19 protein-coding genes and 1 tRNA gene are annotated in these 21,751 nt (G+C 59.5%); 13 read left to right on the forward strand and 7 right to left on the reverse strand.

Features of this window, described 5'->3' with window-relative positions; genetic code table 11:
- Positions 1-5 precede the first annotated feature (5 nt).
- Genes hutG through hutI form a run of 3 tightly spaced genes read right to left on the reverse strand, consistent with a single transcriptional unit; the run spans position 6 to position 3,540 of the window.
- The gene (gene hutG, locus C1T17_RS18535) at positions 6-809 is read right to left on the reverse strand and encodes an N-formylglutamate deformylase (RefSeq protein WP_104954701.1); all 804 of its coding nucleotides are present in this window, start codon (positions 807-809) and stop codon (positions 6-8) included.
- Entirely contained in the window at positions 806-2,344 is a 1,539-nt protein-coding gene (gene hutH / locus C1T17_RS18540) for a histidine ammonia-lyase (protein WP_104954702.1), read from the reverse strand. The genes hutG and hutH overlap by 4 nt, the downstream gene beginning before the upstream one ends.
- The gene (gene hutI / locus C1T17_RS18545) at positions 2,341-3,540 is read right to left on the reverse strand and encodes an imidazolonepropionase (RefSeq protein ID WP_104954703.1); all 1,200 of its coding nucleotides are present in this window, start codon (positions 3,538-3,540) and stop codon (positions 2,341-2,343) included. Before hutI ends, hutH begins: the two co-directional genes overlap by 4 nt.
- A gap of 84 nt (positions 3,541-3,624) precedes the next feature.
- Here hutI and C1T17_RS18550 point away from each other — a divergent pair, with 84 nt between their 5' ends.
- Positions 3,625-5,004 carry a formimidoylglutamate deiminase gene (locus C1T17_RS18550; protein WP_104954704.1) on the forward strand — a complete coding sequence of 460 codons (1,380 nt, stop codon included), beginning with the start codon at positions 3,625-3,627 and terminating at the stop codon, positions 5,002-5,004.
- A gap of 122 nt (positions 5,005-5,126) precedes the next feature.
- Positions 5,127-5,915 carry a phytanoyl-CoA dioxygenase family protein gene (locus C1T17_RS18555; RefSeq protein WP_104954705.1) on the forward strand — a complete coding sequence of 263 codons (789 nt, stop codon included), beginning with the start codon at positions 5,127-5,129 and terminating at the stop codon, positions 5,913-5,915.
- Positions 5,916-6,056: 141 nt separating this feature from the next.
- Here the strand turns inward: C1T17_RS18555 and copC are convergent, their stop codons facing one another.
- Positions 6,057-6,446 (reverse strand): copper homeostasis periplasmic binding protein CopC, encoded by a 390-nt coding sequence (copC, locus tag C1T17_RS18560; protein ID WP_104954706.1) that lies wholly within the window; start codon positions 6,444-6,446, stop codon positions 6,057-6,059.
- Between the two features lie 116 nt (positions 6,447-6,562).
- Between copC and C1T17_RS18565 the strand changes: the two genes are divergently transcribed.
- From C1T17_RS18565 to C1T17_RS18610, 10 genes are all read left to right on the forward strand, one after another.
- Complete coding sequence (locus tag C1T17_RS18565; RefSeq protein ID WP_145959035.1) at positions 6,563-6,835, forward strand: hypothetical protein; 273 nt, start codon at positions 6,563-6,565, stop codon at positions 6,833-6,835.
- Between the two features lie 3 nt (positions 6,836-6,838).
- A complete protein-coding gene (locus tag C1T17_RS18570; protein ID WP_104954708.1) occupies positions 6,839-7,273 on the forward strand; it encodes a periplasmic heavy metal sensor in 435 nt (144 codons plus the stop codon).
- A gap of 35 nt (positions 7,274-7,308) precedes the next feature.
- Positions 7,309-7,848 (forward strand): RNA polymerase sigma factor, encoded by a 540-nt coding sequence (locus C1T17_RS18575; RefSeq protein WP_104955353.1) that lies wholly within the window; start codon positions 7,309-7,311, stop codon positions 7,846-7,848.
- 49 nt (positions 7,849-7,897) lie between these two features.
- Positions 7,898-9,655, forward strand: coding sequence for a copper resistance system multicopper oxidase (locus C1T17_RS18580; RefSeq protein ID WP_104954709.1), 1,758 nt, complete (start codon positions 7,898-7,900; stop codon positions 9,653-9,655).
- On the forward strand, positions 9,652-10,521 hold the full coding sequence (locus C1T17_RS18585; RefSeq protein ID WP_104954710.1) for a copper resistance protein B: 870 nt from the start codon (positions 9,652-9,654) through the stop codon (positions 10,519-10,521). Before C1T17_RS18580 ends, C1T17_RS18585 begins: the two co-directional genes overlap by 4 nt.
- Before the next feature lie 136 nt (positions 10,522-10,657).
- A complete protein-coding gene (locus C1T17_RS18590; protein WP_189338424.1) occupies positions 10,658-12,088 on the forward strand; it encodes a PepSY-associated TM helix domain-containing protein in 1,431 nt (476 codons plus the stop codon).
- 346 nt (positions 12,089-12,434) lie between these two features.
- Positions 12,435-12,716, forward strand: a complete 282-nt coding sequence (locus tag C1T17_RS18595; protein WP_104954712.1) for a (2Fe-2S)-binding protein — start codon at positions 12,435-12,437, stop codon at positions 12,714-12,716.
- Positions 12,713-14,122 carry an NAD(P)/FAD-dependent oxidoreductase gene (locus tag C1T17_RS18600; protein WP_104954713.1) on the forward strand — a complete coding sequence of 470 codons (1,410 nt, stop codon included), beginning with the start codon at positions 12,713-12,715 and terminating at the stop codon, positions 14,120-14,122. Before C1T17_RS18595 ends, C1T17_RS18600 begins: the two co-directional genes overlap by 4 nt.
- A complete protein-coding gene (locus tag C1T17_RS18605; protein WP_223262697.1) occupies positions 14,119-15,294 on the forward strand; it encodes an NAD(P)/FAD-dependent oxidoreductase in 1,176 nt (391 codons plus the stop codon). Before C1T17_RS18600 ends, C1T17_RS18605 begins: the two co-directional genes overlap by 4 nt.
- Before the next feature lie 50 nt (positions 15,295-15,344).
- Positions 15,345-16,112 carry an aspartate/glutamate racemase family protein gene (locus C1T17_RS18610; protein WP_104954715.1) on the forward strand — a complete coding sequence of 256 codons (768 nt, stop codon included), beginning with the start codon at positions 15,345-15,347 and terminating at the stop codon, positions 16,110-16,112.
- A 7-nt stretch (positions 16,113-16,119) separates the two neighbouring features.
- On the opposite strand, the gene C1T17_RS18615 is transcribed toward C1T17_RS18610, so the two are convergent.
- Positions 16,120-17,043 carry a LysR substrate-binding domain-containing protein gene (locus tag C1T17_RS18615; protein ID WP_104954716.1) on the reverse strand — a complete coding sequence of 308 codons (924 nt, stop codon included), beginning with the start codon at positions 17,041-17,043 and terminating at the stop codon, positions 16,120-16,122.
- 356 nt (positions 17,044-17,399) lie between these two features.
- Between C1T17_RS18615 and C1T17_RS18620 the strand changes: the two genes are divergently transcribed.
- Positions 17,400-19,430: a TonB-dependent siderophore receptor gene (locus C1T17_RS18620; protein ID WP_189338425.1), complete on the forward strand. Its 2,031-nt coding sequence runs from the start codon at positions 17,400-17,402 to the stop codon at positions 19,428-19,430.
- An 86-nt stretch (positions 19,431-19,516) separates the two neighbouring features.
- Here the strand turns inward: C1T17_RS18620 and C1T17_RS18625 are convergent, their stop codons facing one another.
- Entirely contained in the window at positions 19,517-20,908 is a 1,392-nt protein-coding gene (locus C1T17_RS18625; RefSeq protein ID WP_189338426.1) for an amidase, read from the reverse strand.
- Positions 20,909-21,637: 729 nt separating this feature from the next.
- Positions 21,638-21,713, reverse strand: a tRNA-Ala gene (locus C1T17_RS18630).
- Positions 21,714-21,751 lie beyond the last annotated feature (38 nt).

Raw genomic sequence — 21,751 nt, forward strand, 5'->3', positions numbered from 1 at the left:
TGAAGTTAGTGTATGGCGAAGGCAAGACATGCCTTCAGTATGTCGGAAAGAATGAGTTGGAGCGGGGATGCCCGATCCGGGTCGAAGCGAGGTGGCCAGTTGGTCTCATCGATCGAGCTTGCCTCATCGAGATAGCCGCGGATCGCCAGTTCCATCTGTACGGCATGAATTCCCGCAGCGGGCCGGCCATAATTGCGCGTAGTCCAGCCTCCCTTGAAACGGCCGTTCAGCACAAAGCTTTGTCCGCGTGCGTGGCAGATATCAACGATTGCGGTGGACAGCGCCTGGTCGCAGGTCACTCCGTTGTTGGTGCCAATGTTGAATTGCGGCAGCTCGCTTGCGAACAGGCGGGGAATACGGCTGCGGATTGAGTGGGCGTCGTATAGGACCACGCGAGAATGGATGCCGCGTAGGCGCGTGATTTCCGCTTCCAGGCGCGCGTGATAAGGATCGAACCAAGCTGCGCGCCGTCGGGCGATCTCCCCCTCGCTGGGTTCAGCCAAGCGATAAAGCGGTTTGCCGTCGAAGGTGGTGACCGGACACAAACCGGTGGTCGCCTGGCCGGGGTAAAGCGAAGCGCCCGAAGGATCGCGATTGACGTCGATGACGCTACGCGAAACATTAGTTCGCAAGATCGTGGCACCTAATTCCGCAGCAAACGCATAGAGTTCGTCTATCCACCAATCAGTGTCGTGACGCGCCAGCCAAGACGAGACGAACTGGCCGGCAACGTCCTGCAGGTTAGTTCCTGCATGCGGGATGGCGATGATGAGCGGCGCCTGCCCCTGCGCTACCTGCAGCCAGTTCATTCGATCGCGCTCGGCAAGATCAACCCAGCCGCACGAACGATATTCCCTGATCGGACTAATGCGTTGGCGACTTCCATATCAGGATGGAAGTATCGGTCGTCCTCCAGCGCCGGGACGGCAGTCCGTAGCTTGGTGCGGGTGTTTTCCAAGGCTTCGGAGGATTTAAGCGGGCGGTGAAACTCGCAGCCTTGTCCAGCGGCGAGCAACTCGATGCCGACGACCGCCTCGGCATTGGCCGCCATTTCAAGCAGGCGGCGCGCGCCATGAGCCGCCATCGAGACATGATCCTCCTGGTTGGCGGAGGTTGGAATGGAGTCGACGCTGGCCGGATAGGCGCGTTGCTTGTTCTCACTAACCAGTGCGGCGGCGGTGACCTGAGGGATCATGAAGCCTGAATTGAGACCTGGCAGGGGAGTCAGGAAAGCTGGCAATCCTGACAGTGCGGGATCGACCAGCATGGCGACGCGCCGCTCGGAGATCGACCCGATTTCACAGATCGCCATTGCGATCATGTCGGCAGCGAACGCCACCGGCTCGGCGTGGAAGTTGCCGCCCGACAGAGCCTCGTCGGTATCGGGGAAGATCAGTGGATTATCGGATACTCCGTTGGCCTCCGTTTCGAGCATCCGGGCTGCGGCTCGAAGCACGTCCAGCGCGGCTCCCATCACCTGAGGTTGGCAGCGTAGGCAATAAGGGTCCTGCACGCGCGGATCGTCGGCCGTCTCGCGATGCGAGGCACGGATTTCCGATCCGGACATGAGCTGCCGTAACGCTTCACCCACCGCGATCTGTCCAGGATGACGGCGAAGCTGATGGATTCGCGGATCAAACGGCGCGTCGGTGCCCTTCGCGGCCTCGGTGGAGAGCGCGCCTGTGACCAGGGCGGTGCGGAAGACGTTATCGGCAGCGAAGAGGCCCGCGAGGGCATTCGCCGTTGAGAACTGCGTGCCATTCAGCAGCGCGAGTCCTTCCTTGGGACCAAGCTCGATCGGCATAAGACCCGCTTCCGCTAGCGCGGCTTCCGCGGGGTGAGCTTGGCCGCCGACGAGAATGTGACCCACCCCCATCATGGTTGCTGCCATGTGGGCAAGAGGAGCCAAATCGCCACTGGCGCCCACCGAGCCCTGCGCGGGCACCAGCGGCGTGAGACCCTGCGAGAGCATCGCTTCCAACATAGTAACGGTGGCGAGTCGCACGCCGGACGCGCCTTGGCCGAGGCTGGCGAGCTTCAGCGCCATCATCAGACGCACGATTGGCACGGGAGAAGGTGTGCCGGTTCCTGCCGCATGGCTTAACACGATGTTGCGCTGTAGTTGCGCTAGATCGCTGTCGCCGATCCGGACATTGGCGAGTTTTCCGAAGCCGGTATTGATCCCATATACCGGATCGCCCTTGGCAAGGATGCGGCTAACGGCCTCGGCGCTGGCGGCGATGCGGGGCGTGCATTCCGCATCAAGCTGCACGGATGCGCCTTCATATACAGCCTTCCACTGCGCCAAAGTAACGGCGGCCGGGGTGAGAACGATTTCGGTCATTGGTCACTCCACACACGCACATGGAGAGGGTTGATCCCCATGCGGTAAACTAGCTCGGCAGGGCTTTCGATGTTCCAGATCGCCAGATCGCAGCGCTTGCCCGTTTCCAGCGTGCCAATCTCATCGAGGCGGCCTAGTGCGCGCGCTGCGTTGCGGGTGACGCCGGCCAGGCATTCCTCGACGGTGAGCCGGAACAGGGTTGCTCCCATATTCATTGCCAGAAGCAAGGAGGTGAGAGGCGACGTGCCGGGATTGCAGTCCGTAGCGATCGCGATCGGCACGCCAGCTGCACGCAGTGCTGCGACTGGCGGTTTACGAGTCTCACGTGTGAAATAGAAGGCGCCCGGCAGGAGCGTCGCGACGGTTCCCGATCGTTTCATTGCCGCCACCCCGGCGTCGTCGAGGAACTCCAAGTGATCTGCCGAAAGTGCCCCGAAATCGGCCGCCAACTCCGCCCCGCCTAGATTGGAAAGCTGTTCGGCATGAAGTTTGACTGCCAAGCCGTGCCGCTTAGCTGCCTCCAGCACGTTCCGGGTCTGCTCGCGGGAAAAACCGATTCCTTCGCAAAAGGCGTCGACGGAATCGGCAAGCCTGAGATCCGCGATCTGGGGTAGCCAATGGTCGCAAATCTGCGCGATATAGGCGTCCGCGTTGCCGGCAAATTCAGGAGGCAACGCATGAGCGCCGAGGAACGTCGTCGCCACCTTCACGCGCCGCTCGTTTGAAAGGCGAGCCGCAGCGCGTAGCATTCGGATTTCCGTATCGAATGTCAGTCCGTAGCCCGACTTGATCTCGACGGTGGTCACGCCTTCGGCTATCAAGGCGTCTAGCCGCGGCAGCGCCTGAGAAACCAACTCGTCCTCGCTCGCTATGCGGGTAGCCTGCATGGTGGACAGGATTCCGCCGCCCGCCCGCGCGATATCTTCATAGGAAGCGCCTTCTAGACGCAGTTCGAATTCACGCGCGCGATTGCCTGCATGTACCAGATGAGTGTGACAATCGATGAGCCCTGGCGTGATCCAGCGCCCGTCACAATCGACAATCTCCTGCGCGTCTAGGAGAGGCGCATCCTGCGCAGCGCCAGCATACAGGATGCGCCCGCCCCGCTCTGCGATCAGCCCGTGCTCGACAATGGCATGACCGGCTTGAGCAAATGTGGCGAGCCTTGCTCCCTTCCAGATCCTGTTGCAATCCAAGCGAACCGATCCCCAACTCCCGCGGCAACCGCGATTGCATATGAACTACATTATGTATAGACATATTGCAATCAGGAGTTGTCGATGAAACGCGATTTGTCTGGACAGGGGCCGTCCATTTTTTTTCGAAGAGCGCTTTTGCCAGACGGGTGGGCGAACAAAGTCCGCATATTGGTGCGTTCAGGTCAGATTGAGGATGTTCAAATCGGTGTTGAAGCCGAGAGAACGGATGAGCGCCACGATTGTGGACTGCCCGGCGTACCCAATCTGCATAGCCATGCCTTCCAGCGTGCCATGGCCGGACTTGCGGAGCGAAGCGGCGCGACAACCGACGATTTTTGGACCTGGCGCGATCTCATGTACCGGTCACTCGATCGGCTTACGCCGGACATGCTGCGGGCCATCGCTGCACTTGCCTATGTCGAGATGCTGGAGAGCGGCTTCACACGTGTCGGCGAATTCCATTATGTGCATCACGACCCACATGGCCGCGCCTATGATGATCTAGGTGAAATGAGCGGTGCCATCGCTGCGGCTGCCGCGCAGAGCGGTATCGGACTCACTCTTCTGCCCGTGCTCTATTCCCACGGCGGTTTCGGAGCGCAGGCGCCGAATCGCGGGCAACGCCGCTTCATTACTGATCTTGACGGATATGAGCGGCTGCTCGTTGCTGCGGAACGGGTTGTTCGAGACCTCCCCGACGCGCTTGTGAGCATCGCGCCGCACAGCCTGCGGGCGGTATCGCCCGAACAGCTTTCTGCCCTTCCGCAGATTGCACGGGACCGTCAGATCCACATCCATATCGCGGAGCAGGTCAAGGAAGTCGATGCGTGCCTCGCCTGGTCAGGCCAGCGGCCGGTCGAATGGCTGCTTGGACACGTCCCAGTCGATCACCGCTGGTGCCTGGTCCACGCCACCCATCTGACCGCTAACGAGATGCACGCGTTGGTGCAAAGCGGCGCGACAGTTGGCCTTTGTCCAATTACCGAAGCCAACCTTGGCGATGGCTTGTTCCCTGTGGAGGCTTATCAGGCAGCTGGTGGATCCTTTGGCATCGGGTCGGATTCCAACGTTCTGATCGACGCGTCCGAGGAATTGCGATTGCTCGAATATGGCCAACGCCTGTCGAGACATGGCCGGAACATTCTCGCCGGGGGATCAGCGCGATCCACCGGCAGATCGATCTTCGACGCGGCCGTGGCTGGCGGAGGAAATGCGCTCGGCGTCGCTTCAGGGCTGAGGATCGGCGCCGCAGCCGACATCATCAGCCTGAATGAAAAGCACGTCTCTCTTGCAGGAAAGACCAACGAATCATTAATTGACGCCTTCATCTTCGCGGGCGGCAAGGCCGCTATCGACTGTGTGTGGCGATATGGCGACAAGCTTGTCGAGAATGGCCGCCATCGGCTGCGGCACCAAATTGCCTGCTTTTATATAAAAACACTGGAGAAGCTGTTTAACTAACAGCCATTTCCGACCCATCGGATCTGCAACATTGTTAATATGTCTATACAAGTGATCTTGCTTCGCTTAAGGGGAGGGCTTTCCATAAAAGGTGGCGCTACAGGTGGCGCGAGGAGGGTCAGATGAGTGCGCTATCCGAGCAGTTCGCTTGTGACGGAGCCGTTGTAATCCGGAACCTGCTCACGCTATCGCAGGTTGCGACCTTGCGGGAAGGTGTCGATGCAAACCTTGAGCGCCCCAGCAAGAGAGCGAAGACGGCGAGCGGATCTAACGATCCCGGCCGATTTATTGAGGATTTTTGCAACTGGCAGGAAAATCCTCAATACGGCGACCTGATCTTCAACTCTCGCCTGTCGCGAGTAGCGGCCGAGTTGATGGGCAGCCGTACTGCCCGACTCCATCATGATCACATGCTGACCAAAGAAGCAGGAACGCGGCAAAGGACCCCTTGGCATCAGGATCAGCCCTACTACAACATCGAGGGTCGTCAGAACGTCAGCTTCTGGATCCCGGTCGATCCAGTGCCGCGGGAGTCTACCTTGGAATTCGTGGCCGGATCGCACCTCGGGCCTTGGCTAATGCCGCGGTCGTTCATGGCCAACGAAGCGAAGTGGTTCCCAGAGGGAAGCCTCGCCGAACTGCCCGATGTCGATTCAGACCTTGACGCGCACCGCATTCTCGGATGGGCACTCGAGCCTGGCGACGCCGTCGCCTTCCACATGCTGACACTGCATGGCTCGGCCGGATCTGCAACCAGGAGGCGCGTCTTTTCTGTACGGTTTGTCGGTGATGACGCCCGGCACGCGCCGCGCGCTTGGCCCACGTCGCCGGAGTTTCCCGGCCTTGCCGAGCGTCTGCCCGAGGGCGCGCCCTTCGAAGATCCATTATTCCCGTTAGTCTATCATAATTGAAGCCCGTGTCTGGCCGGTCTGACGCAAATTGATAACCGACATCATAGTTCGTCACGCTGTCGAGCAAGACTCTGTCCGTGAATTGCCGCTGTTGCCCCGGCTCCGTTTCTTCGCTGAAAGCGAGCGGGGAACGGCCGACAGCTACTTGGCGGAAAAGCCGTAACTCCCTTCTGCACGACGTCCATCGGCTGACACGGCCCGCCAGGTCACTTTGTACGTCCCGGCCGGCAAAGCGCGGGGCAGCGCCATCGTAAGTGTCTTGCGATCGGCCCCAAGTGCAGTCTTGAATCCCGAAATTTTCATCGGCTTGTGATGCGACATGCCGGGCATCGCCGTCATTACGATGTCGACACCTGAAAGCTGCTCGTTGATTGCCTCCGCAAAGGTAAGCGTCAATGCGCGAACGCCTGACGCGGTCGCATTGGCGCTCGGCGTCGCTGCGGAAAGTCGAGCTTGTGCGGCTGCCGTCCCGCCGATCGAGAGGGCGAGAGCGGTGATGATGACGGATGCGGCACAGGCATGGATGCGCATTAAACTTTCCTTACGACTTTAATTTCGGATACGGGGGATTACGCAGGCAATCGGGCAATCCCTGAAGTTATGAGTGTTTTTTTCGCAGGCTGCGTATGAGCAGTATGGAGATCGTCATGACAGGCATCGACAGCGTGCTGAACGAGATGGGCGAAATTTCGCTCGATCCGCGCCTCGATGCGATCGAAGATGCAGTGATCGCGAAAGTCGGGGCGCGGCAGGCGCGGATGCAGGCGCGCCGCAACCTGGCTATGACAAGCATCCTCGCGCTGAGTGCAGGCGTGTTCGTGAGTACGATGGCGCCAAAGGGCGTGCGAGCGGAACGCATGCCGTCCTTAACTTCGGCACCGGCGATCGCCCCTTCGAACCTTCTTGCCGGTACGCGCTGAAGGATGAAGCGTTACCCTCTGCTCTTGATCCTGGCGGCCTTCATCGCCGCGCTTGGCGGAATCCTGATCGGGCGTGTTCTTATCACACCCGATCCGCCGATCGAAAACCGCTTTCACGGTCTCATGCACGATGAGCTTAATCTGGACGCTCGCCAGCGGGCACGCCTTGCCGTACTGGAGAAGAGCTTCGCCGCAAAACAAGCGATGTACGAGCAGGAGATGCGGACAGAAAATCGCGTGCTCGCCGAGGCTATTGCGTCGGAAAAGGGCTATGGTCCGAAGGTAGCGCACGCCATCGACAGGTCTCATGAAGCGATGGGTATGTTGCAGAAGCAGACCCTGCAGCATCTGTTCGCGATGCGTGCGATCCTGCGCCCTGATCAGGCCGCCCGGTTCGACCGTGCCATGGTGGAAACGTTGACCGCACCTGAGCGGTGAGCGACGGGCGCGAGCAGAACGACGGTGCCTTGGCGATGCGGGCGCTTGCTGGCAGCGAAGATGCTTATCGCGCACTCATGGAACGGCACCGTGCTGCGGTGTACAGGCTGATCCGTGCCCAGATCGATGATGCCGATGCCGCACTCGACGTGACCCAGGACAGCTTCATTGCAGCCTTCGCCAATCTGCACCGGTACGATCAGGCTCGACCTTTTCGTTTCTGGATCATGCGGATAGCCCTGAACAAATGTCGCGATTGGCGCCGCCGCCGCGCCGTGCGCAGCTTTTTCTCCCGCGCGAAGCCCATTGATCAGGGTCTGGAGGTCGAGGACAGCGCTCCTGGCCCGGATATAAAAACGGCCGGACGGCAGGAACTTGCGCGCGTGCGGCGTGCGATCGATGCCCTCCCGGACCATCTGCGTTCAGTACTCCTTTTGCGCACCGTCGAGGGGATGAGCCAGTCGGACGTCGCGGCCTTCCTTGGGATCAGCAGCAAGGCGGTGGAGACGCGGCTGTACCGCGCACGCGCTAAATTGAACGAGATGTTGAGGGAAACGCCAGCGCCTCACGTATGATGGATAACGGCGTGTCGGGGGACAGCCGACAACGCGGAGGCCAAGTCATATGTTTTCGGCCAGAGTTGACCGGCGGTCTATCCTGCGCGGCGCATCGGGATTGGGCCTGCTGTCCTCGGCAGAGGCCTTGTTCCCCGCCTGGGCTAGGGGCGGGACGGCGGGCGTCGGACAGGGGGGCGACGTCCTCTCCGGCGACAGCATCCATATCGATATCGGCCATAGCCGCATCGTGATCGGCGAGCGCGAGGCGCACGCGGTGACCGCCAACGGCACCATGCCAGGCCCGATGATCCGCTTGAAGGAGGGGCAGCAGGTTCGCCTGTCGGTCGCCAATGGATTGGATGAAGATACGTCGATCCACTGGCACGGGCTGATCGTGCCGTTCCAGTATGACGGCGTGCCGGGGATCAGCTTCCCGGGGATTAAGCCGGGCCGCGTTTTCGACTACGTGTTCCCGATCCGGCAGTCCGGTACCTATTGGTATCACAGCCACAGCAACATGCAGGAGGCAATGGGCCTGTTCGGCCCCCTCATCATCGATCCGGCAGGCGAGGAGCCTGCGCCTTATGATCGCGAGCACGTCATCTTGCTTTCGGACTGGAGCAATGTGCATCCGCACTCGCTACTGCGCCGGCTCAAGCAGATGGGCGGCTATTATAATCGGCAGAAGCAAACGCTGGCGGGGCTGATCGCTGGTAGGGACCAGAAACTGTCCGAGCGCATCGAATGGGGCAAGATGCGCATGGATCCCACCGACATCTCCGACGTGACTGGTTCGACCTACAGCTATCTGATCAACGGTCACGACAGCGCGGGTAATTGGACAGGCCTGTTCACGCCGGGCGAACGGGTCCGGCTGCGCTTCATCAATGCATCGGCCATGACCAACTTCAACGTCCGCCTTGCCGGGACCCCGATGACCGTTGTGCAAGCTGACGGTCAGGACGTGGACCCTGTCGAGACGGACGAATTCCAGATTGGCATTGCTGAGACCTATGACGTGATCGTCCGCCCCGAAAAGGCGGAAGCGATCGCGATCATTGCCGAGGCCATTGACCGTTCGGGACTGGCGCGCGCGACGCTGGCACCCAGGATCGGTATGGTCGCGCCCATGGTGCCACTGCGCCAGCGCCCGTTGCTCGGCATGAAAGACATGGGCATGGACATGTCGGGCATGGACATGTCGAACGGCACGCTGGATCTCAGCGCTCCGATCGATGCGCCAGCTACGGCGGACAGCCATTCCGGGATGAAGATGCGTGACAAGTCCCTTGCGCCGCCGAGCGTCCGAATGGGTCCAGGAGTCGCGACCATTTCCGCAGCTCCGGCAGACCGCTTGGGTGACAGGCCAACAGGGCTGGAGAATGTCGATCATCGTGTGTTGACCTATGCCGACCTCAAGGCGCTGGTCTCCGGCTCCGATCGGCGCGTGCCAAGCCGTGAGCTCGAAGTACACCTTACTGCAAACATGGAACGCTACATGTGGTCGTTCGATGGCGTGAAGCTCAGCGAAAACCCTGAACCCCTCGCATTTCGGCACAATGAGCGAGTAAGGGTGACGCTGATAAACGACACGATGATGCCGCATCCGATCCACTTGCACGGTCATTTTTTTGAACTGGTGAATGGCGCTGGAGACAAGCAACCCCGCAAACACACGGTGAACGTGCTGCCGGGCGGCAAGGCGAGCTTTGACCTGACGGCCGATGCTCTCGGTGATTGGGCATTTCATTGTCACATGCTGCTGCACATGCACGCCGGCATGTTTCGCGTTGTCACCGTGCGCGCCGAGGAGACCGCCGAATGAAGCCCCTCGCCCTCATCGCGACCGCATTGCTCGCATGTGTCGCCACCCGTGCACTCGCGCAGGACCAATCCCAACACGCAGACCATTCCATGCCGATGTCCCAGAATTCGGCCTTGGACGATGCGCCTTCGCCTGTACCGGCACCCAGTGCACCGCAGGACCACGCCGCCGACGCTTATTATGATCACGCCGCCATGGCGAAGGCGCGCTCGATGCTGCTTTATGAAACGGGCGGCATGCCTCACTCGATGCTGATGGCCGAGCGGCTGGAATGGCGTCCGGGGGGCGGCGGGGACGGTTATGCTTGGGAGATGGAGGGTTGGACCGGTGGCGACGTCGACCGCCTGGCCTTCAAAACCAAGGGCGAAGGCGCCGTTGGCGGCGCTGCCGAGAAGATCGAGTTGCAGGCAGGATGGCTTCACGCGCTGAATCCCTGGTTCAACCTGCGTGCCGGTGCGCGGCAGGATCTGCAGCCTCGGCCACGTCGCACCCATGCTGTACTCGCGATCGAAGGACTTGCCCCCTATTGGTTCGAAGTAGAGGGAGAGTTGTTTCTCTCCCAGAAGGGCGAAGTGACCGCCCGCGCGGAGGCCTCATATGACCAGCGCATCACGCAACGAATGATCCTGCAACCGGCCGCCGAACTGAACCTGTCGGCGCAGGATACTCCCGAATTGAGGGCTGGGGCGGGCTTCACCTCAATCGAGCTGGGTGTTCGGTTGCGCTACGAGGTCGTGCGCGAATTCGCGCCCTATATCGGTATTCATTGGGAACGGAAGCTGGGTCGCACAGCCCGATATGCGCGCGGGCTCGGCGAGGAGGCGGGTGGCCTAAGCGTAGCTCTCGGCCTTCGCTTCTGGCTGTGAGCGATTGCCCGCCATGGAGGCGATCTGCAAAAGCCGGTGATGCGGGCTGCACACCCATACGGCCGAGACATCGCGCCTGCACATACTGCAACAACGGGGGTTAAGACAATCAATGGGTCAGGAAACTAAAGCTGGAATGAAACCGAAGTGGCCGGACTATTCGGCCATCTGGCGCTGGCATTTCTACGCAGGCCTCTTCTGTATTCCCTTCATCTGCTGGCTTGCCGTCACCGGATCTATCTATCTCTTCCGGCCGGACATTGAAGCGTGGATGGATCGACCCTATGAAAACCTGAAGATCGAGAGCGCAAGAGCCGCTCCCTCGCTGGAAGTGGAAGCCGCCCTCGCCGCGGTGAAGGACTCGCGATTTAGTCGCTATGAGCCACCTGCCTCTCCAACCGGTGCGGCACAGATCGTCGTGTCAAAAGACGAGAGCCTTGTCCGCATCTATGTTCACCCGACAATGTTGAAACCGATGAAGATCATCCAAGATGACCATCGGCCTATGGAACTACTCTCAAAACTCCACCGCGGATTTCTAATGGGCACATTCGGGTCTGTACTGATGGAGATCGCGGCCTCTTGGGCGATCGTCATGATTATCACCGGCCTCTTTCTGTGGTTCCCCCGCGACAGAAAGGGCGCTGCAGGCGTGCTGTACCCTCGCTTGAACAAGAAAGGCCGTATATATTGGCGTGACCTGCACGCAGTGACCGGCATGTGGGTGTCGCTGGCCGCCTTGTTCATGCTGTTCAGTGGTTTGCCTTGGTCGGTCGCATGGGGGAATTATCTCACCTGGGGACGAAATCTGTCATCAATCACCTCCGGTGTACCCGATTGGCCCGTCGGCGGCGTTGTGGCCAAGGCAAACGGGGCGGAATCCGATCCTATTGGTCCAAGCTCGATGCCAGGCATGACTGCGGCGGAAATGGCCGCAATGGCTCCCTCGACTCCGCATCATGGCGGCGGCAACAACCATCACATGGGAATGAGCGACAAGGATCATCAGATCATGTTGATGTATGCGTTGGACTTGATCGTGCCGGCTGTATCGACGCTTCACATTCCCCGGCCGATCTGGGTCTTGCCCCCTTCGAGCCATGACGGAGCCTGGATCGCCTCGTCGCAAATTCAGAACCGATTGGAGCGCGTAACGTACACGATTTCGGGGACGGACGGTGAGGTGCTGAGCAAATCCGGTTTCGCCGATCAGAACATCGTGGACAAGACTGTCAACATCGGAGTGGCGGCGCATGAAGGGCATTTGTTCGGCCGCCTCAATCAGTTGTTGCTGTTGCTCACCGCTTCGGCCTTGATCGGCATGAGTGTCAGCGCTGCGGTCATGTGGTGGAGGCGCAAGCCAGAGGACGCGCTGGGCGCTCCCCGGCCTGTCGGGCGACCGCGTTTCACCGGCTGGCTGCTGGCCGTGACCCTCGTTCTGACAACGATCATCCCGCTTTTCGGTTTGACGCTGGTTGCCGTTCTTGTTGCAGAACGCACTGTGTTGCGTCGCATACGCGTAACACGCGAATGGCTTGGTCTTCGCGCGGCAGACGCTATGCGATGAAGGTTATGCTTATGGGCTGAGGCCTGCGCCCATCGGCTTGTCCAGACCTGCCGATGGGCGCTGCTTTATGACGTCTGCATCGGCGATGCTCCTTCCGCCGCTTCATCACGCCATACTTGCAGGCGCAATGGCCGCACATCGAACGACACATAACGTCAAATTATAAAATGCAGAGAAATTGGCATTTGACCAAAAACCCGCCGGGCAACATGCTTTGTGCACATAGAATGCGATCCAGATTTCGTGGAAAATCTTGGTTGTATTGATAACTAAGTGAAACGGGCGGTATATCGGTGCTTCATCATTTAATAATGGCGGTGCTGATCTTGTTCCGGGTCAGCCCTCCATGTTGAAGCGCCTCGACCCTGGTTTCTCCGATCCCGTCGGCTTTACCTTTGCTGGCCGACCTATGGAAGCGCGTACCGGGGAAAGCGTCGCAGCCGCCTTGCTAGCGGCTGGTGTCACCCGGTTCCGTACGTCCGCCGTGACTGGCGAGCCCCGTGCGCCCTATTGCATGATGGGTGTGTGTTTCGAGTGCATAGTCGAGGTCGATGGCCGTCCCAATCGACAGGCATGCCTCGTCCCGGTGGCGGAGGGCATGCAGGTGGAGCCGGGTCACAGCGAATGATTGAACATGTCGAAGTTGCGGTCATCGGCGCTGGCCCTGCGGGCATGTCGGCCGCCACATGGCTCGCCGAGCGGGGTGTTTCGACGCTGGTACTCGACGAACAGCAGGAGCCGGGCGGCCAGATCTATCGTTCGGTGGAACGAGTTGCGGAAAGCGCACCCTCCCGCCTCGCCGCCCTCGGCAGCGACTATGCGCACGGGCGCGATGTCGTGCGCGCATTTCGCGCCAGCGGCTGCACCTTCTGGCCGGGTTCGACTGTATGGCAGATTTCGTCTCGATCCGAGCTCTGGGTCAGCCGCAATGGAGTCTCGCGAAAGATCGTGGCTGATCGGATAATCCTTGCCACCGGGGCGATGGAACGTCCGGTTCCCGTTCCGGGCTGGACCCTTCCCGGAGTCTTGACCGTCGGGGCATTGCAGATCCTCCTCAAGGGAAGCGGGATGGCGGTGGATGGCGATCTGATCTTGATCGGCAGCGGGCCGCTTCTTTACCTGTTCGTGTCCCAGTGCCTTGCGCTTGGCCTGCGGCCTGCGGCTTTCCTCGATACCTCGAAACGTTCGGCCCCTTGGCGCGCTGCGCACCTGATGCCGGCAGCACTCAGAGGGCATGGATTATCCTACATTCAAAAGGGGCTTCGCCTGAAAGCGGAATTGCGCCGCAGCGGCATACCGGTCTTCACCGAATGTGACGCACTGCGGATCGAAGGGGAGGATTCAGTGCGTTCAGTCTCTTTCCGCAGCGGCGGGAAGGAGCGAACGATCCAGGCTACCGCAGTCGCGCTGCATGAGGGCGTCATCCCGCTGCAGCAACTCGCTCGGCAGGCCGGATGCAGGCACGTGTGGGATGCAAGGCAACAATGCTTTCGCCCATGGCTGGACGAATGGGGCAACAGTTCGACGCCCGGCATCATGATTGTCGGTGACGGTGCCGGCATCGGCGGCGCGCGGGCCGCGGAGCATGCCGGCCGGATTGCCGCTCTGGCGGCAGCGCGCACGCTCTGTCGCATTGATGATGAGGAGCGAGACCGCATCGCCGCAGGCGAACGCAGGGAACTCGCGCGCCATCTTTCCGTCCGGCCATTGCTAGACGCGCTTTATGCACCAGCGGTCACCACTCGATCACCGGACGATAAGGTCATAGCTTGTCGATGCGAGGAGGTGACCGCCCAAGCCGTGCGCGCTACGGCTGCACTTGGAAATGAAGGACCCGATCAGATGAAGCGGGTGATACGTTGCGGGATGGGTCCTTGCCAAGGCCGGATGTGCGGGCCTGTCGTCTCGCAGCTCATTGCGGATGTCCGAGGATGCTCACCCGGCGAGGTGGGATACTACAATGTTCGACCGCCGCTGAAACCCCTGCCGCTTGCAGAGATCGCCTTGATCGATCGGGAAGGCTACACCGGGTGACCACGATCAAGGCGGATGTGGCGCTGATCGGCGGCGGCATACACGGATGCTCTGCGGCTCTGCATCTCGCCCGGCGCGGGTACCGGGTCGTGCAGATCGAAAAGGACGGCATCGGTCAGCACGCTTCCGGCGTGAACGCCGGAGGCGTTCGGCAGTTGCTACGCCATCCCGCAGAGATCCCCCTTTCCCGCGCCTCAATGGAGCTTTGGCGGCACGCGCGCGAACTCGTGGGTGACGATTGCGGCTTTCAGGAAAAAGGGCAGGTGGCGGTCGCCGAGACTGACGAGGATCTCGCTCGCCTGCAGGCACGGATTGAGCTGCTGTATGCACTGGGGCACCAGCATGAGGAACTGCTTGGACCCAATGAGTTGTTCGACGTGCTGCCAGCGCTGGCCCGCTGGTGTGCCGGTGGCCTGATCTGCCGCAGCGACGGCTTCGTAAGCCCGTATCAGGCGACGCTCGCCTTCTCGCGTGCCGCTATCGAGAGCGGTGCGGAGCTACTCACGCAGACCCGCGCTGTCGGCTTTTCGCGCAAGGGCGGAATCTGGCGCGTGGATACGACAGCTGGAACGGTCGAGGCCACTTTTCTGGTCAACTGCGGTGGAGCGTGGGGCGGCGCTGTAGCGGCTGCATTGGGCGAGCCGGTGCCCGTGGAGGCGATCGCGCCCATGCTGATGGTTTGCGCGCGGGTCCCTCACTTTCTCGACCCGGTCGTAATCGGAACCAGCAGGAAGCTGACCTTCAAGCAGACCATGAGCGGCACCGTCGTTATCGGCGGAGGGCATCTGGGAACGGCCGATGCCCAGCGCCAAGAGACAGAACTCGACTTCATGCGCCTGTCAGCCAGCGCGCAGACCGTCCTTGATCTTTTTCCCGTCATGCGGCGTGCTACGGTCGTTCGCGCTTGGTCCGGCATCGAAGCGCGCATGCCGGACAATCTTCCGGTGATTAGCCCTAGCAGCACCGAGGACAATGCCTTTCACGCCTTCGGCTTCTCCGCTCATGGTTTTCAGCTCGGCCCAATCGTGGGAACGCTCATCGCCGACTTGGTGGATACAGGGCGATCGAGCCTTCCCATCGACGCGTTCTCCATTACTCGGTTTAATGGCGAACATGCCCACCCTTCCGAAGAAGCGGCCGGCCGTGAGCGCCTGGATCTCATAACACATTAGCATCGCGGCTTGTGGCGACGCACGTCGCGCGGCCTGGAGAAGGATCGAGAATGACGACACGGATGGCGCATGGTGGAAAGACCATCTACGGAGCGCGGGTCGGCATACTCGTCCTTGACACGCACTTCCCGCGCGTCCCCGGCGACGTTGCCAACGCCATGACATGGCCGTTTCCTGTGCTCTTTCGCGTAGTGCGCGGTGCCACCACGCAGAAGCTGGTGCATGAGCAAGGGGACGGCCTCTCCTCCATCATCCTCGACGCCGCGAAGGAGCTCGTTCAGGACGGCGCGGATGGGATCGCCACGACCGGCGGATTTATGGGACTTTTCCAGAAGGAGCTTGCTGCGCACTGTCAGGTGCCGGTCGCCACATCATCGGTCATGCAGGTGCCGTGGGTGCAAAGCATCTTGCCTCCCGGTAAACGCGTGGGGGTGGTGACCGCGCATAGCGGGCGTTTCAATGAGCGCCATCTCACCGCGTGCGGTGCACCTGCCGATACCCCCATCTTTGGAACTGAAGATGGCCGTGCCCTCACTCGCGCATTCGTCGAAGGTGAACTCAATACCGACATCGGGCAGGTGGAAGCGGACGTTCTCAATGCTGCCGACCGCATGATGAAGTCGCACAACAACATCGGCGCGCTCGTCCTTGAGTGTCACAATATGGCACCGTACTCCCGGTTGCTCCAAAGCATCTACGGCATCCCCGTTTTTGACGTCTATTCGTTCATCTCGTGGTTTCATGCCGGCTTGGGGCCTCGCGATTTCGGCTACCCAGGATCACGCATCCCGCCACACGGCTGGCGCGAGCGTCTGTAGCGCTTCGTCAGAGATCCCCCGGCCTGACAAGAGTTGATCGCAAGTAGATTTCGAGCCGTTCGTGAACCAGGTTGATGAAGCTATCGACTAGGGCAGACGGCGCACTAGAAATTGGCCGTACGATTTCAACGGCAAACTCTACTGTCGGATAAAGCGGCCGTACCACTACATGATCCTTGACGGACAAGGCACTGATGAGATCCACGACGGAGACGCCCAAGCCACTTCCGACAAGCGCACAGGCGCTTTCAAAAAGGTTCGTCTCAACCGTCGTATCACGCGTTACCTCATGCGCTTCGAACAGCCCGTCGACTAGATCCCGTAGCCGATTTTCCCGCCCCAGCGAAATGAAGGACTCACCTTCAAAATCTCCGGGTGACACCGTAGGCAGCGCAGCAAGACGATGGCCATGCGGTAAGATCGCAACCCCAGGAATGAACGCCATGGGCTGGCGCACGAGGTGCTCTTCACCGCTGGAAAGATGTGCAAAGCCGATGTCTGCTTGGCCTGACAAAACTTGCGCCCGCACTTGCCGCGATACGTCTACCTCCAGCGAGACCCGGAGCGCCGTCTGCTGTTCGCAGAACTGCGAAATCGCTTCGGGAAGGAAGCGCGCCCCCAGCATGGGCAGAGCCGAAATCCGGAACTCTCCTCCGCTAGCTCCTTGGATCTGGCTTGCAATTCGGTCGACGCGATTCGCACTCAGAAGAAGTTGCTCGACTTCGCGATGGAGCCGCGCTGCTTCGGCTGTCGGAACGAGTCGCCGGCGCGATCGGTCGAATAATCGAATTCTCAGATCGTCCTCCAGCGACTGCAGCAGCTTACTGACCGCAGGCTGGGAAATGTGCATCGCTTCCGCCGCGCGGGTAACCGACCCCGTCTGCATGATAACGTCGAACGCGCGATATTGGCGGAACCGGTGCGGCGACATGTGTCGTTGATAACCTTTCGGAATGAACCAAAAAGAAATTGGTATTTGACGGGTACGGCACTTTATAAAATGATCCGAGGGTGCAAATTAAAGCACTATCAGGAATTGTACAATAAAAATTCATCTCGTTGATAGATACTGACAACCTAAATATAATAAAATTGAATTTCGCAGGCGGCAGGAGGAATTTCTATTCTGTATAGGGGGTAATAATGATTATTAATGCGCGTATTTCTCAAGATGCTGGGCAGGTTAAAAAGTTTAAGCTCGGTTTGTTTGCTGCCGCTAGCGTATTCGCAGCGCAGGTGGCTCTATCTTCTTCGGCTGCGCATGCTCAAGGCGGCGATGCATCGGTAATGGAGGCAAGCCAGAAAGCAGGTGGAGACGAGAGCATCGTCGTCACAGGATATCGCTTCCTTTCCGAAGATACGAGCGGCACGACCAATCTTCCCCTGCCAATCGAGGAAGTGCCTCAATCGATCAGTCTGGTGAACAACGATTTCGTGAAAGCGGCCGATCTGAAAACGACGGGTGAAATCGCGCAATATACACCAGGTGCGATTTTCGCTGGAGATCAGAACAGCTACGGCAGCCTTGTCAAATTGCGCGGCTTCAATTCGGGCTATGCAATCGATGGCTTACCCGTAGGCGATTCGCTCATGGAACCGGATGTAGCCACCCTCAGCCGCTTCGAGTTGGTGAAGGGGCCTTCATCGGTTGTCTATGGGGCATCCCGCCCGGGCGGCCTTGTCAACCTGGTGTCGAAAAAGGCTTCCGCGAACACGCCGAGCTATGTCTCCGCGCTGGGAGGGTCTTGGGATCGGTGGCGGGTAGAGGGCCAACTTGCGGGTTCGCTAAACGCATCCGACACGGTCCGCGCGATCGCAGTCGGTGCCCATGAAGAGTCGGACAGCTTCATCCACTTCATAAAGCAAAAGAAATCCGTCGTTTACGGAGGGCTGGATTTCGACGTCGCAAGCAACATTTCCGCCTTCGTTCGGGCGAGCTATCAAAAGCTCAATCGTACGCCGTTCGAAGGCGTGCTCACCTTTGCGGACGGGACCTTGCCCGCCGGAGTGGGCCGCTCCTTCTTTCTTGGTAACGGCGACGGCAGCGTCACAATCAAGACGGCTCGGGTTAACGCCGGATTGTCCTGGCAAGCGTCGTCGGCGTTGTCGGTAGACCTCATGGCGAATTATCAGCGCGTGAATCGTGAAGGCGGGAATTCCTATGTGTACGGCCTTCAGGCTAATGGCGACATGCAGGCGAGGACCGAGCGCTTCCTCGGCTGGCCGACGGAAGACGTCAATATCGGCGCCTCGTCGGTGTTGAAGCTTGATGACGTGGGACTGTCAGACAGCTTCATTTCGGCCTCCGTCCGCTATCAATCCTACCGCGAGACCTATCGAGGGCGTTACACGGACGGACAGGTAAATCTGTTCGACGGCGAAGACGCAATCAGCCGATACTTCGGATCACTGGATGGATCTGCCCCGGGAGCGCTTACATACCGCGACCAGAAGCTGCGTTATCTGACTGCCTCGACACAGGCGAATGTGAAGATCGCTGGCACCCTTACGGTTCTCGGCGGCTTGTCCTATTCGAAGCCCACCGTCGAGACCCGTTTTGTAGAGGGCGGCGCGTGGCGGGCGTTCAATCCCGGAGGCCAGGTGAGCCTTCGCGGCGGCCTGACGGTCGAGCCGGTCAAGGGCTTGAATATCTATGGGTCCTACAGCGAATCATTTCAGCCGCAGGATCGTACCGACATCAATGACAGCGTGCTGCCGCCGCTCACAGGCAAGCAATACGAACTCGGCGCGAAATACGTGTCGCCCGACCGACGGCTTCTTCTCACCGCGGCGGTTTTCGATCTGCGGCAGTCGAACCAGCAGGTTTTCGACCAGCGCGGCGCCGATGGTTTCGATCGGTTTAGAGCCCTGGGTGAGGTGCGTCACCGCGGGCTGGAACTCGAAGCGACGGGTCAGATCATCGATCAATGGCAGATCAAGGCCGGACTCGCACTGCTCGACCCCAAGATCAAGAAGGACGCCGATCCCACGTTGATCGGTCAAACCAGGCTGTACCTGCCTAAGAAGACTGCCAGCCTGTATACGAGCTATGACTTGACGGACGGGATCACCTTAGGCGGCGGCTTCCGCCACGTCGGGTCCGAACGGACGTCGTACAATGGCGCCACTCGCCCACTCGCATCCTATACACTCGCGGACGGATCGGTGAGCTACAAGTTCGACGACTGGTTGTTGCAGCTCAACGTGAAGAACATCTTCGACGAGACGTATTATACGGTCGGTTACGAGACGTTGTTCTACGGGATCCGTCCTGGCGAGCCTCGTAGCTTCTCAATATCACTTCGGAAAGACTTCTGACGGCGACCTGCGGATCCGGAACATGTCACAACATGCTTCGGATCCGCAGCGTAGACCGAAACGTCGGCGGTCCGCGTCTTTGCAAGCTAAGCCGAGGCCGCTATCGGAGGAATCCTGCCATGGAACGGGTCGCTGCTTTCATACGCGTGCCCAATTTGCAGAACCAGATGTTCTTCATTCGGCCGACATATGATTTGGAGAGACATTGGTAGGCCGCTCGCGGAAAAGCCGTTCGGCACCGCAAGCGCACAAAAACCAATCTGATTAACGAAGCGCGCCAACGTGGACGGTGTCGTGGTTTCGTCGACAAGCGCAAGCGGCATCGGAAGTGTTCGGGTCATGGGCGATAACAGCGCGTCGCACTCTTCTAACGCGGCGAGCATCCCACGCCCGTCCCGCTGCGCCCGGCTACGCGCCATAATATATTCGCGCGCAGGGATATTACCCGTTAAAATGCGTGCACGCACATGGGGGTCCATCTGCGTTGCGAGATCCTCCGCGACCTTGCCATAAAGTGAATATGCTTCAGCCATCAGGATTTCGGAGTCACGCTGATAATCGTGCAGCGCGCGAGGGAGCTTTACGGTGATGATCCGTGCGCCCATTTTTTCAAATAGGCGCAACGAGCGTTCATAGCCGCGCGAGATCTCGCCATCCACTTGATCGAGTTCCTCCTGGTCCACTCGCGCGAGGGTCATTCCGGAGACACCGCCCTTCAACCCGGTAAGCGTGCCCTCATGAGAAAACCGCTGGCAGACCATGGCGTCGTACAAAAGAGCCGCGTCGGATACCGTGCGCGCGATGGGGCCGACCGTGTCGAGCGACGGGCTTAGGGGAATCACACCTTCGACGCTTATTTGCCCGGGCGTCGTCTTCAACCCGACCAGTCCATTGAAGGCGGCGGGCACTCTGACCGATCCGCCGGTGTCAGTACCGATCGCCAATGTGGCCAATCGTGCCGCGACTGCAACTGCGGAGCCGCTCGATGAACCGCCAGCCGTATAAGGTGACTCCGGCATCCAAGGGTTGCGAGGACTGCCAAGATGTGTGTTGGTGCCCCAACCGCCGAGTGCAAATTCGACAGTGTGGGTTTTTCCAATCAGGATCGCACCGCCTTCGATCAGTCGTGTTATCAGTGGCGCGGTTCGCTTGGCGATATGATCGCGACGTGTTGCTGAGCCCGCTGCGCATGGCAACCCTTGAATTTCAATCAAATCCTTTACTGCGACGGGTACGCCATCCAAGGGGCCTCTTGCTTGCGCTGCAACATGACGCTGTGCTGAGGCGATAGCGGCGCTTCGGGCTTCGTTGTGAAAAACCTGAGTATAGGCATGCAGATCAGCATCCAGCGCGCCGATCCGCGACAGATGCGCTTCAACCACTTCGACCGGAGAGAACCGTCCCGCACGATACCCTTGGCCCAATCTGACGGCGGACAAAAAACATACGTCTTCCGGACATTCTGAACCGCTGCTCATTGTCATATTCCCTTAATCGCATGCTATCCGACGCCGTTTGCGCTAATCGGCTTTCACCTCATCATATGTCCTGTTCTTATGTATAGACATTTGAAATGGCATCAGTAGCATCAAGAATGCCGGCGGACAACTCGTGCAGAATGGTTTCAGCTAAGGAAGTGAAGCTTGGCCGATGGCGCGAATCTCAAAAGATATGCTGCCGTAGAGATAAATCTTTCCTCTCAACTATGCCCGTTGCCACCAACCGCTTGCATCAGAACGGAAGCAGCCTGCGAGATGCAGTTGCAGCGAATGCTACTGCCATTTGCCGCATCAAGGTACCAGGACGGACTTACTAAGGCCGGTTGATATGGCAAAATCCCGCGGAACTTTAGAGACAAACCGATGATCAACGTGGCTCAGACTCCGACTGTAAAGCAGCCGAACTAATCTATTGATTATTGCAAAAAATGGTGCAGGAACCAGTTTTGAGGGAGCCCGTTTCAGCGTTGTCATTGGGAAACTGGGCATTCGCTAACTATTGCATCTGCTCCGACATCGGACTTCCTTCGTAGGACGCGCAAACTATTGTTAGTAAGAGAAGGGCGTTTGCATTAGCAGCCAGTTCAGCAAACCTGCCAAAGCTACGCTCGCAATGCTTGAGCGCATTCATTAGAGCGCGCCATTATGAGGGACGGCGCAGGCGATTTTTTCGTAATTCACCAAAACGCAGGCGATTTTTCACTTGAATGGTGGAGCCGAGCGGGATCGAACCGCTGACCTCGTCATTGCGAACGACGCGCTCTCCCAACTGAGCTACGGCCCCAAGGCGCTCGCCTATAAGCGAGGGCATCGGGGGTTGCA

The sequence above is a fragment of the Sphingobium sp. SCG-1 genome (genome assembly GCF_002953135.1).
Classification (GTDB): Bacteria; Pseudomonadota; Alphaproteobacteria; order Sphingomonadales; family Sphingomonadaceae; genus Sphingobium.